The sequence below is a fragment of the Noviherbaspirillum sp. genome (assembly GCF_035944575.1).
Classification (GTDB): Bacteria; Pseudomonadota; Gammaproteobacteria; order Burkholderiales; family Burkholderiaceae_D; genus Noviherbaspirillum.
On record NZ_DASZBA010000009.1, the window covers coordinates 1 to 12676 of the forward strand.

Below are 12676 nucleotides of genomic sequence, written 5' to 3' on the forward strand. Positions count from 1 at the left end.
AAATTAGCCTATCCAGCCCGATATGGCATTCTAAGCTTAATGCCTGGTACCGGCATTCATGCTTCCTGACCTGCCAGCAGCCGTTCGAACTGTTCCGGCGGCAGAGGCTGTGAAAAAAGAAACCCCTGCCCGTAATCGCACCCTGCCTGTTTGAGCCAGTCAAGCTGCTCCTGGGTTTCGATGCCTTCGGCAATCACTTTCAAACCGAGTTTGTGCGCCATGACGATGATGGTTTCCGCAATGGTTCTCGTAATGGTGTCCGCCGTGGAGCCGCCGACGAATGACTGATCGATCTTCAGATAATCAACATCGAATTTCTTCAGATAGGCCATGGAAGAATAGCCGGTCCCGAAATCATCAATCGCAACCTGGATGCCGGCGTTGCGCATTGCCAGCAGAATTTCGGCCGTGGCCGCCGTGGTATTGAACAAGAGGTTTTCCGTGATCTCGACCGAGATGCTGTTCCAGGCAATGCCGAGGCTGCGCAAATGCCTTCCCCAGTTCATGGCGTTTTTCTGCGGCAAAAACTGGATCGGCGATTTATTGATGCTGACCTGGAAGAGCTCTCCGGCCTGCTCGGTCCATCGCTTCGACCAATGGGCCGCTTCGACAAAAACCCAATTGCCGATGTCGTTGATCAAACCGCTTTCCTCGGCAAGACCGATGAATTCGGATGGCAGCAACATGCCCTTTTGCGGATGCCGCCAACGCAGCAACGCCTCGCTCTTCGATATCCGGCCGGTGTGCAATTCCACAATGGGCTGGAAGTACACCCGCAGCTCATTTCTTGGCAGCGCTTCGCGCAATTCGGCGATCATCGAGATGCGATGCCGTGCCTTTTCCTGCATCGAACGCGTGAAAAAGCAAAATTGGTTGCGGCCGGCATTCTTTGCAACATACATTGCCTGGTCCGCATTCCGGATCAGATCCTCCAGGTGTACCCCATCATCGGGATGCATGGTGATGCCGATGCTTCCGGAGACATGAATGCGCTCGTGGCCAAGGTCAAACGGACGTGCCAGTACATTCAGGATCTTCTGCGCGATGAATTCGACATGGGAACGTCCGTCCAGATCGGTCAGGATGACGGTAAATTCATCACCGCCGAGACGTGCGACCGTGTCGACGGCACGAACACAGGAGCGGATACGCTTCGCGCATTCGCGCAGCAGACTGTCGCCCGCGCCGTGCCCGAGCAGATCGTTGACCTCCTTGAACCGGTCCAGATCAATAAACATCAGCGCGACCGGCCTTCCGGTGCGTTGTGAACTCAGCATCTCGTGTTCAAGCCGGTCGCGAAACAGGTTCCGGTTCGGAAGGCTGGTCAGCGAGTCGTAGTTTGCACGGCGCAGGGTTTCCTGTTCCGACGAGATATCGATCGTCGTGCCGACCATGCGGGTGGCCCAGCCGTTGCCGTCACGGTGGATGACGGCGCCACGGGCAAGCAACCATTTCCAGCTGCCGTTTTTGCAGCGCACCCGGTATTCACAGGAAAGAAATGGAATGCGACCCTGCACGCATGCCATCGCATGGTCCTTGACACGCTCCTGATCCTCGGGATGCGTAATGGCAAGCCAGTTTTCCATCGAATCGCCGATCTCGACATCGTTGTATCCGAGCATGGCTCGCCCACGCGCCGAGAGGGAAAACTTTTTTCCGGCGATGTTCCAGTCCCAGACGCCGTCTCCAGCCGCTTCCAGCGCCAGGTGAAACCGGTCTTCACTGCTGCGAAGCTCATCGCGTACAAGCACCTCCTTCGTCACGTCGTAGCCGAATGCAAGGATGCCCGCTACCGCGCCATCCTCACTGAATATCGGCCGGTACACGAAATTGACGTAGGCATCGATGCAGGCGGCGCCCGGAGCAGGCTGCAGCTTCACCCTGTGAGCCCGACCCACGTAGGGTTTGCCGGTGGCGTAGACCTGGTCAAGCAGTCTGACAAGGTCGTTGTCGCTTCCTTCCGGGGACATGTCCCGCGCCGACATGCCGATAACCGGACGGTGACATACGATTTGATAACAGGACCTGTTGACGAGCTCGACGATGTGCGTCGGCCCGCGCGTAACGCAGATAAACCCGGGAGCATGATCGATCACTTCCTGAAGGGAAATCAACGGTTCCGGACGGGTGCCTTTATTCTGGTTTTTATCGGTCCCGTCCCGGAACACATCGAAAACCGAACGACCGGTAATGTCATCGCGCCGCAGCGACCATTCCGCCAGAAAACTGCTGGTCGCGTCGACGATCGACAAGTCATTTCCCAGCACAAGATATGATTTTGCCGATTCGCTGAACTCGAGAAAATCATCAATGACCTGAGTCATATGTCCACCCTGTTGCCGTGTATTGATCAAATGCAGTGTTCGAAAAACACGGATGCCTCCTTATTTGGCGCAGCAGGGTTCCTATAGTTCATTTTGTAACGATAAGTTTGACTACTTGAACAATTTCACTCTGTCTCCAGACGCAGATTCCGGCCGGGCGGAAGCGGTAGCTCTCCAAAAAATCTAGTGCATGCGCCGATTCGACATGGGGAACGTTGCACAACGCCATCGATGTAAAGCACTCCCTCGAAACAATCAACCTTTTGACCTTAATTTCCAAGCAGAATGAATTGCCCTCTTGACTCTCTCGTCACGGGAGGGTTTAGCATGTCGGAAACTTCAGGGGTTCTCATGCTTTTAAAAATCGGTGAGCTGTCGAAGCGCACAGGCGTCACGATTCGTGCATTGCGCCATTACGATGAGATCGGTCTGCTTTCTCCTTCGGCACGCTCCGAGGGCGGGTTCAGGCTCTACGGTCCGGACGACGTCGGCAAGCTCTATCGGATACAAGCGCTTATCCGTCTCAACCTTTCACTCACCGAGATTCAGCAACTTCTCACTGTCGGCGGCGCAGCCTTTCCGGACGTGGTGGAAAAGCAGATTGTCTTTCTGAATCATCAGATCAGCCATGCCGCCGCACTGCGTGATCACCTCACCGAACTTCAATCGAGGCATCGCCAATCCAGTGCGCTGGCCATGGACGATTGGCTCGGCGCGTTGGCGCAGATGTCGGCCGTCTCCAGATACTTCAATGATGACGAACGCGACGCATTGGCGACGCAACGTGCCTCCGTCAAAGCGCCCGGCGGCGATGAGAAGGCGGCACTGGTCGCTGCATTGCAGCGGTTCATGACACAAGGTGTTGCGGCCGATAGTGACGACGCGCAGGAGTTGGGTTATCGCTGGATACAGCTTCTCATGAAGGAAGTCGGTGGCGACGAAGGGCTGCTGATGAAGTATTACGCGATGCAGTGGAATGAGGAGTCGCTTCAGATGCTATCCGGAATAGATCATTCCGGTATGACCTACATTTCGCACGCCATGGCCTATCGCCGCCTGAAGCTCTACGCCAAATATTGCAGCCGCGGGGAGATTGAGATTTTGCGCCATCACTATGTCCGGTGCACCACATCATGGCCGCCGCTCATTGCCGCGATACGCAGTCATATGGCAGAGGGCACCGAACCGGACGATCCGGACATGCAACGCCTCGCAAAGGAATGGACCCAGCTGGAGAGCAGGAAGGTAGGCGGTGCCCCGGGACTGGCGGCAAAACTTCAACATGCCTTCACGCAGGAACCTGCATTGCGCTTCGGTTCGGGCATCGACGAGCCGTTTCTCGATTATCTGAACAAGGCATTGCAGGCGCTGCAGAAAAAAACGATCAACAACAAGACCAGGGCCGCTCCATGACTTTCACGCATCACTTTTTAAACGGAAATTTCGCGCCGGTTCGCAATGAACATGATTTCACCAATCTGTCCGTCGTCGGTGCGCTGCCGGACGCGCTGGCGGGCGCGCTTTACCGGGTCGGACCGAATCCGCAGTTTGACCCGCGCGACGCCTTCTATCACTGGTTTGCCGGCGACGGCATGGTTCATGCGTTTTATATCGGAAATGGAAAGGTCGCATACAGGAATCGCTGGATGCGCACGCCCAAGTGGCAATTGGAAAACCAGGCTGGCAAGGCGCTTTTTGGTACATTCGGCAATCCCGCGACCAGCGATCCGGCGGCAATCGGTCGCAGCACCGGGACTGCCAACACGAATATCGTCTCCCACGCAGGCCGTCTGTTCGCGCTCGAAGAATCGCATCAGCCTTTTGAATTCGACCCGCTTACCCTGGAATCGAAGGGCTATCAAAGTTTTGGCGGAGTGATTTCCTCGCGCTTTACCGCTCACCCCAAACCGGATCCCGAGACTGGCGAGCTGCACTTCTTCGCCTACTCCGTCGGCGGACCCGGCACCACGGAAATGCAATACGGAATCCTGGACCGGGAATGCCGAGTGGCCAGACTGGACGCTTTTCATGCGCCATACGCCAGCATGGTGCATGACTTCGTCGCGACAACCGCGCATTTAGTGTTCCCGATCACCCCGCTCACATCCAGCATGGATAGAGCCATGAAGGGAAAGCCCTTGTTCGCATGGGAAGAGGAACGTGCCGTCCACATCGGTGTGTTGCCAAAGGGAGCGGAAATCAGTGCAATGCGGTGGCTGGACACCGACCCCTGCCATGTATTCCATTTCATGAACGCCTGGGAGTCAGACGGCAAGATCACTGTCTACGCCATGCAGTCGGAGATGGCGCCGGGAATGCCGTACGCCGATGGCCGGCCCGGCGAGCCCGGGAAGTCGGCGGCAAGATTGTCCCGCTGGACGATCGATCTCAGCAGCCTGCGCGGGAAAGTCGAACGTACGGTCATCGATGACGTCCCCGCGGAATTTCCGAGAATTGACGAACGATACGCCGGCCGTTACAACCGCTACGGCTGGTATATCTGTCATGCGGATGGAAATGTCAGAAGCGAAGCGGAGGATGTTTTGTACGGCACGTTGACCTGCCATGACTTCACTACGGCACGCAGACAGCGATACAGCGTGCCGGAAGGCGATGTCCTGTCCGAGCCGGTATTCGCGCCGCGCAATCAAGCAGCCGATGAAGGCGACGGCTGGATCATGATGACCGCATGGCGCGCGGCCGAGCAGCGGAGTGATCTGCTGGTTTTCAATGCCACCGACATCGCAACCGGCCCGATTGCAATGGTGCGTCTTCCATGCCGGATTCCTTTTGGCTTTCATGGCGCATGGATACCGGCGTAGTTGCATACTCATGGGCGGCACCATGGTTGCGCTAAAAGTTTGCTTGCCTGCTTACTGCATAGCCGATGCCCGCTGGTGCAGTCGTGATGCCCATCCCGCCGGCATAACGACAAAACACGAATTCCCCGGATCGAGGTTTTGCCGGAAAGACAATGCGATTTACCTTAACGAGAGGCGTCCTTGGTTTTGACTAAGTCCCCATCCTGTTCGGCCAAGCCAAGCAATGCAGCCAGAACGCTGATAGCATGCCTTCCACAGAGAAGTTCAGCTATGGAAGGATTGTTAACGTGATTGTTTCTGCAAGCCATGCCGGTCCATCGGGTTCCCTGCAGCGCCTTGAATTTGGCCGTGTCTCGGTCGTTCTGGGCGAGAAGAGCGGGAAGTATCCCAATGGGAATCAGGTCCTCATTCGAGGCACGGATACCCGTGCGGCGTTCGACACCCCAATCGTCTCGAACTACATCGGCCCCGAGTTCGACGCTACGGAACTGGTGGTCATGGGCCATGTGCACGAGGACCACATGGCCGGTCTGCATCGACTGCCAAATGCACGTGTGTACGTTCACGAAGCCGATGTGGCGGCGGCCCGCAGCTGGAGTGGCATGGTGGCTGCCTTCGGCATGACGGACGAGACGGTCATTTCCCGGACTCTGGACAAATTCCAGCGCGAATTCTTCTATGCACCACGCCCGGACGCGCTGAGTTATGAAGACGGTATGACCTGGGATCTGGGGCAGTCGACGATCCGTGCGTTCCATCTGCCTGGCCATACTGCCGGCCATTGCGTTCTGCTGGTCGAGCCGGAGGGCGTCGCCTTTACCGGCGACATCGATCTGACGGGGTTCGGACCGTATTACGGGGATGCCTGTTCAAACCTGGGCGACTTTCGCCGGAGCTTGCAGCGGCTGCCCGATATTCCGGCAAAGGTTTGGGTCACGTCCCACCATCGGGGCGTCTATACCGACAGAGATCGATTCCTGCATGACCTCGCGGCGTTCGCGGCCAAGCTCGATGAGCGCGAGCAGCAGATATTGAAATGGCTTGGCGAATCGCCGAAGACATTGGAACAGATGGTTGAACGACGGTTGTTGTATCCCCAGGGCTTCAATGCTGCCTGGGTGACGGACGCCGAGACCCGCACTATTTCACGGCATCTGGCCGAACTGCTTTCCAGCGGGCGGGTGCAGGTGGATGAGCAAGGTTTCTATCGATGTGGATGACCATGCCGCTTGCAGGAGCAGTTCGCTCAGCGAAAACCGCAGCGTTGCGCGCATGTCTTCGACCGCTTTCGGGAAGCTAACGCGACAGAACCCGTCGGAAGTAGCGGAATCTGTTCAAGCGGCCGCCGTTTGAAGCTTTGGCTCAACAGCGATCGGCGCATATTCTCCATATCCGTCAGGCCAGGCGGTCAGGACCTCAAACCCGCTTTCGGTGACCGCCACCATGTGTTCCCACTGCGCGGACAACGAGCGGTCTTTCGTCACGACTGTCCAGCCATCGCCGAGCTGCCTGGTAGCCGACTTGCCGGCATTGAGCATCGGCTCGATCGTGAAGATCATGCCTGGTTTGAGTGCCAGGCCGGTCCCCGGACGGCCAACGTTCAGTACTTGAGGTTCGTCGTGATAGACGGTGCCGATGCCGTGGCCGCAGAATTCGCGCACGACGCCGAATCCCTCGCGCTGCGCGACGGTCTGGATGGCGTGGCCGACATCGCCTAATGTCGCCCCGGGACGCACGGCGAGAATGCCGGCGCGCATTGCCTCATAGGTCGCAAAGACCAGGCGTTTGGCGAGGATTCCCGGCTCGCCGACGAAGTACATGCGGCTGGTATCGCCAAACCATCCATCCTTGATGACAGCGACGTCGATATTGATGATGTCCCCCTCCTTAAGGCGCTTATCGGAGGGAATCCCGTGGCAGACAACATGGTTGACCGAGGTGAGGACCGTCTTGGGATAGCCAAGGTAGCCTATGTTGGCGGGCGTGGCCTTCAGTACATCGGCAATATAGCCATGGCAGATTCGGTCGAGCTCGTCCGTGGTGACGCCTGGTCTGACATGGGCCGCGATCATCCGCAACACGTCCGCCGCCAGTGCTCCGGCCCGACGCGCCATGGCGATCTCCGCTTCCGAGCGGATAGGGACTTTGCCTCTGGTTGTCACGCCGCCTCCGGCTCGGTGGAACGAACGACCTCCTGGCCGAGGTCACCCGAATGCTGCGCCTTGATCAGCAACTGGCAGATCTCCGCATAGCTCAGGTTCGGATTGAGTTCGGCCAGCATGCCGACACGAAGCCAGTGCTCGGCTTGGGCATTGATCGAGCGGCTGAGCGCCGCGCTGGTGGAGCGCAGGTTTTCATGCATCTGCTCCGAGATTTTGAGAATTCCCATTGTCGCGTCGATATATGGTTTGTAGTCAAACCGTATACTGCCATGCCAGGTTTTTACCGCACGGACGTTTTATAGCCTGGGATGCCGCACCGGGAAGTGGCCAGCCACATTGCAATGCCCCGGGCAACAAACAATCCGGTGAACGCACCGTATATCAGGCTGGTTGCCATCACGAAGTGGGCTGCATCGCGCAGCTCGGGAACAGTCGCCAAGGCCATTCCGGCAAGGAATTTGACGGCAAAGATGCCGAGAAAGAGCGCCAACGGAAACCAGCTGCCGGGGACGCTCAGGCGTTGTTGCGAGTCCGACCAGGATATTCCGCGCCAGATGCCAAGTTTGGAGGCAAGTCCGGTTGCAACGGCCAACCCGATGGTCCAGACGAGGATGGCGCCGACGCTTGCGCCGGAAGCGGAGATCACGCCGACAAGCGAAACTGCAGTCATCACGGCCGGGAGCACGATTCCGCGACGCAGGGACTGATGGCGTGTCCGGGATTGTTGCACGCCCAGGACGATCAGCGCGACCAATACCGGCCAGACCCAGACGGGCGCTTGCGAAAAGATTGTTGCAGCCATATCACCTCCTCGTATCTGTCAATGAATCGATACGTGATGATGGTCCGGCTGCCTGCAGCCGGCGAGCGATTTGCGACGAAACGGCGATATCGGGGAGTGAAGCGTCCGCACGGGACAATCGACCAGGCAGGCGGGCAACCCCCGGCGACTTTGATAAAAGGCCAATCCAGTCTTACTTACTTGACTAAACGGCATGAAATGCGCTGTGCCAAGACCTGTCCTGTTTGATCAACTTCAAGAGAAGTTCAACATGGACATGGATTGCACAAGGAAATATGCGTCAATTTCCATCGACCGGCAGTGACAGTACATTTCCGAGTTGCACCTCAAGCATCGACTTCGGCAGGAAACTGGCAGCATTCTTCAAAAGAGAAAGCAGGTGCATTGGGCTCGTCAACCTGTTTTCCATGTGATCGGCCACTACAAATGGAAGGTGAGGCGAGGCATGAATCCGAATGCAGATGACACCGCACTTGCCAGCCGTCAACATGGGCTTGGCGACGTGCTGCGCCGGACGGCCTCGAGGTTGCCGGCCAAGATCGGAATCATTTGCGGCAAGGTACAGTGGACTTACGCCGAATTCGACGGCATCTGCACCCGACTGGCCAATTCCCTGATTGCCGAAGGCGTGCGTCACGGCGACCGCGTCGCTATTCTTTCGCGCAATTCCCATGCCTTTGCGGCAATGCGCTTTGCGGTCGCGCGCATCGGCGCGGTGCTGGTGCCGATCAATTTCATGCTGAATGAGGACGAGGTCGCTTTCATCCTAAAGAGCTCGGGCGCGGAAACCCTGCTTGTCGGCGCCGGTTTCGAGCGGCTTGCCGCATCTGCCGCGGAGAAGGGCACGGCGGTGCAACGAATCTTCTGGCTTCCCGGCGAAGACGACGAAGAGCGGGCACCGGACGGACTGCGCACATTCGACCATCTTCTCGCGCGCGACGCGCCGTCCGTATCGCCACAGGCAATCGATTCCCGTTCGCTGCTGCAGATCATTTACACCAGCGGCACCGAATCCCTGCCCAAGGGCGCCATGCTGAGCCATGAGGCAGTGCTGTGGGAATACGTCAGCTGCGTGATTGAGGGAGGGATGGCAGCGGAAGACGTGCTGCTGCATGCCTTGCCGCTGTATCACTGCGCCCAGCTCGATGTATTCCTCGGCCCCGGCGTCTATCTAGGTACCACCAACGTCATCACGGGACAGCCCAAACCCGAAGTCATTCTGCCGCTGATCGAGCGATATCGCGTGAACTCCTTTTTTTCGCCGCCTTCAGTCTGGATCGCCTTGCTGAGGTCGCCCCTGTTCGACCGCACCGACCTGGCGTCGCTTGAGAAGGGCTACTACGGTGCATCCATCATGCCGGTCGAGGTGCTCAAGGAGATGCAGGTGCGGATGCCACGGGTGCGGCTCTGGAATTTTTACGGGCAGACCGAGATTGCACCGCTGGCCACCGTCCTTTACCCGGAGGAACAGCTGCGCAAGGCTGGATCGGCTGGCAGACCCGTGCTCAATGTCGAGACCCGGGTGGTGGATGAGGCAATGCGGGATGTCGCGCCGGGCGAAATCGGAGAAATCGTGCATCGCTCGCCCCAGCTCCTGACCGGCTACTACAACGACCCGGAGAAAACGGCGGCCGCTTTTCAGGGTGGATGGTTCCATAGCGGCGACCTGGCGGTGCGCGACGAGGAGGGGTATATCACGGTGGTGGACCGCAAGAAGGACATGATCAAGAGCGGTGGCGAGAACGTCGCCAGCCGTGAAGTGGAAGAGGCGATCTTCCGCATGCCGTCCGTATCCGAAGTCGCCGTTATCGGTTTGCCGGACCCGTACTGGGTGGAGGCGGTGACGGCAGTGATCGTCCCGCGACAGGGGCATGCAGTGAGCGAGGATGAGGTGATTTCCTTTTGCAAGTCCTGCATGGCGCATTTCAAGGTGCCCAAGCGCGTCATCGTCACCGACACCCTGCCCAAAAATCCGAGCGGAAAACTGTTGAAGAGGGAATTGAGGCGCCAACTTCAATCCAGCGTCTGAACAAAGGCAAGGTACGGCGACATGCTGACCGGCGTCGCTCAAATCGTGTCATGGATCATCAACCGCTTCGCTATGAAGCTAAAACCAAGGAGACAGACCATGAAAAGAAGCAAGTGGATGTTTTGCTGTTTATCGCTGGTCGGCATGGCCGGATATTCCGGCCTGGCTCAGGCCCAGGTGTCCGGAGATGCGGTCAGGATAGGGCTTGTCACGGATATGTCCGGCTTATACGCCGATATCGACGGGCCGGCGGGAGCGGAAGCCGTCAAGATGGCGATTGCGGATTTTGGTGGAAAAGTCCTCGGAAAACCGATCGAGTTCGTATCGGCGGATCATCAGAACAAGGCTGACATTGCAGCGACGAAAGCGCGGGAATGGTTCGACCAGCAAGGCCTCGACATGCTCCTGGGCGGATCCAACTCCGGGGCCGGCCTCGCGATGAACAAGGTCGCAGCGGAAAAGAAGCGCGTCTATATCAACATTGGCGGCGCGTCCTCCCGATTCACGAACGAAGATTGCACACCCTACACCGTCCACTATGCGTACGACACGTATGCATTGGCGCAGGGAACGGGTTCCGCCATCGTCAAGCAGGGCGGCAAAAGCTGGTATTTCCTTACCGCTGACTATGCGTTCGGGACATCGCTCGAGCAGGACACGTCGAATGTCGTGAAGGCCGCGGGCGGCACGGTACTCGGCAGCGTGAGGCATCCTTTATCCGCTTCCGATTTTTCATCCTTCCTGTTGCAGGCGCAAAACTCCAAGGCCCAGATACTGGGGCTGGCAAACGCGGGCGGCGATACCGTCAACTCCATCAAGGCGGCAAACGAGTTCGGCATTACGAAGACGATGAAGCTGGCCGGCCTCCTGATGTTCATCAACGATATCCACTCGCTTGGATTGAATCAGACAAAAGGCATGTATCTGACCGACGGATGGTACTGGGACCAGAATGACGAATCCCGGGCATGGGCACGCCGCTTCTTCGGTTCCGTCAAACGAATGCCATCGATGATCCAGGCGGCGAACTATTCCGCGACCATGTTCTACCTGAACGCTGTCAAGGAGGCCGGAACGGATGATGCGGACAAGGTCATGGCAACGATGAAGAGCATGAAGGTCAACGACTTCTTCGCCAAGAACGGCGTTGTCAGACCGGACGGCCGGATGGTCCACGACATGTATCTGATGCAGGTGAAAGATCCCAAGGAGTCGAAGTACCCATGGGATTACTACAAGGTGGTGCAGACGATCCCCGGAGACCAGGCGTACACGCCGAAGGCGCAATCCAGATGCGCTCTGTGGAAATGACCGGAAGCATACCGTTCATCCGGCTGCTCATCGCTCAAGCTGCTCGGCCTCACTTTGATTAATATCAAAAGTCGCTGGGCGGGTACTCCGCTACCAAAACAGTCCGGTATTTCAAGCCCTCGAGCACAAGCTGCAGGGCTTGATTTTTAATATCACGCGATACCGAACCGGTCCTGATCGGCCGGTAGCAAAGAGCGGTAAGCGGGCAGGATCGATTTTTGTTGTCAGACATTCTTACAGTGTTAATGCATTTCAAATCCGGCCTCTCGTAACTCCTTGAAAGCATGCCTTAAAAATTTTCGGCACAAACATTGCTAACTGTGTTAGGCGGGGGCTGGTGGGCCCCGTAAGCCATGTTCAGCAAAATAACCAATCAAGGAGGAGTACGATGAAACTGATTTCAAGACTTGTCCTGTGTGCCGCATTTGCATCTCTGTCGCCGCTCGCCGGCGCTGCAACAATCCAGATCACCCAGACAGTCCCTTTCTGGAGCAACGCCGTCGGTGGTGAGAACATCAGTTACAACAGCAATAATGGCCAGTATGTCGATGTGCGCTGGGGAGACCCAGCCAGCTTCTTTGGCTCGCGAAGCGGTCTCGGCTTCAATCCGTCCAATCCGCCGGCAGGTACGTACACCTCCGACACGACATTCAAACTGGGCGATCTGCGGCATTACAACAACCCGGTTCAGGCGGGAACCGCCTCCTCGAGCGTGGATCTTTCGTTGACCACGACAGTGACCGGCGCGACACCTTCGCAGCAAGGATTTGCGTTCCGGTTTCTCATCGACGAAACGCCGAATCAGGCACCTTGTACTTATCCTTCCCCGCCGAACAACCCTTGTGCCGATCGGATTACTTTTCAAAATCTGGACCTGACGTCGATGTTCACCGTCGGCGGACTTCCATTTACGCTGCAACTGCTCGGCTTTTCCAACGATGGCATCAATCTGGCGAATTCGTTCATCAGCCAGGAGGGGGGTACCAACACCATCGGTCTGTACGGACGGTTCACTGCGCCTAGGCAGGTGCCTGAGCCATCGTCGGTTGCGCTGATCGGACTCGCGCTGATGGGATTGCTCGCTATGCGTCGTCGCACCTGAACCCTTGGGTCGCACTGGTTTCAGCAAAAGGCGCTTCGTATCTCTTCAGTGCACGAATCGATGCGAAGCTGCCTGGCGGTGATGTTTGAGGTCCGGCCGAAATCTTGGCTGTAAATAGGATCGT

General features: G+C 57.4%; 10 protein-coding genes. 6 read left to right on the forward strand and 4 right to left on the reverse strand.

Going from position 1 to position 12676, the window contains the following annotated elements:
• Positions 1-56: 56 nt before the first annotated feature.
• Positions 57-2324 carry an EAL domain-containing protein gene (locus VGU61_RS00315; protein WP_326857084.1) on the reverse strand — a complete coding sequence of 756 codons (2268 nt, stop codon included), beginning with the start codon at positions 2322-2324 and terminating at the stop codon, positions 57-59.
• 351 nt (positions 2325-2675) lie between these two features.
• Here VGU61_RS00315 and VGU61_RS00320 point away from each other — a divergent pair, with 351 nt between their 5' ends.
• The 3 genes from VGU61_RS00320 (at position 2676) to VGU61_RS00330 (ending at position 6366) form a co-directional block, all read left to right on the forward strand.
• Entirely contained in the window at positions 2676-3737 is a 1062-nt protein-coding gene (locus VGU61_RS00320; protein WP_326857086.1) for a MerR family transcriptional regulator, read from the forward strand.
• Positions 3734-5146: a carotenoid oxygenase family protein gene (locus VGU61_RS00325; protein WP_326857088.1), complete on the forward strand. Its 1413-nt coding sequence runs from the start codon at positions 3734-3736 to the stop codon at positions 5144-5146. The genes VGU61_RS00320 and VGU61_RS00325 overlap by 4 nt, the downstream gene beginning before the upstream one ends.
• A 287-nt stretch (positions 5147-5433) precedes the next feature.
• Positions 5434-6366 carry an MBL fold metallo-hydrolase gene (locus tag VGU61_RS00330; protein WP_414691571.1) on the forward strand — a complete coding sequence of 311 codons (933 nt, stop codon included), beginning with the start codon at positions 5434-5436 and terminating at the stop codon, positions 6364-6366.
• A 114-nt stretch (positions 6367-6480) separates the two neighbouring features.
• On the opposite strand, the gene map is transcribed toward VGU61_RS00330, so the two are convergent.
• The 3 genes from map to VGU61_RS00345 are packed head-to-tail and all read right to left on the reverse strand — an operon-like array spanning position 6481 to position 8110.
• On the reverse strand, positions 6481-7308 hold the full coding sequence (map, locus tag VGU61_RS00335; protein ID WP_326857089.1) for a type I methionyl aminopeptidase: 828 nt from the start codon (positions 7306-7308) through the stop codon (positions 6481-6483).
• A complete protein-coding gene (locus VGU61_RS00340) occupies positions 7305-7535 on the reverse strand; it encodes a ParD-like family protein (RefSeq protein WP_326857090.1) in 231 nt (76 codons plus the stop codon). The genes map and VGU61_RS00340 overlap by 4 nt, the downstream gene beginning before the upstream one ends.
• Before the next feature lie 53 nt (positions 7536-7588).
• Positions 7589-8110, reverse strand: a complete 522-nt coding sequence (locus VGU61_RS00345; RefSeq protein WP_326857092.1) for a DUF6622 family protein — start codon at positions 8108-8110, stop codon at positions 7589-7591.
• A 445-nt stretch (positions 8111-8555) separates the two neighbouring features.
• Between VGU61_RS00345 and VGU61_RS00350 the strand changes: the two genes are divergently transcribed.
• From VGU61_RS00350 to VGU61_RS00360, 3 genes are all read left to right on the forward strand, one after another.
• Positions 8556-10139 (forward strand): acyl-CoA synthetase, encoded by a 1584-nt coding sequence (locus VGU61_RS00350; RefSeq protein ID WP_326857093.1) that lies wholly within the window; start codon positions 8556-8558, stop codon positions 10137-10139.
• A gap of 99 nt (positions 10140-10238) precedes the next feature.
• Positions 10239-11450: an ABC transporter substrate-binding protein gene (locus VGU61_RS00355; protein WP_326857095.1), complete on the forward strand. Its 1212-nt coding sequence runs from the start codon at positions 10239-10241 to the stop codon at positions 11448-11450.
• Positions 11451-11838: 388 nt separating this feature from the next.
• Positions 11839-12552 carry a THxN family PEP-CTERM protein gene (locus VGU61_RS00360; RefSeq protein WP_326857097.1) on the forward strand — a complete coding sequence of 238 codons (714 nt, stop codon included), beginning with the start codon at positions 11839-11841 and terminating at the stop codon, positions 12550-12552.
• The last annotated feature ends 124 nt before the right edge of the window (positions 12553-12676 follow it).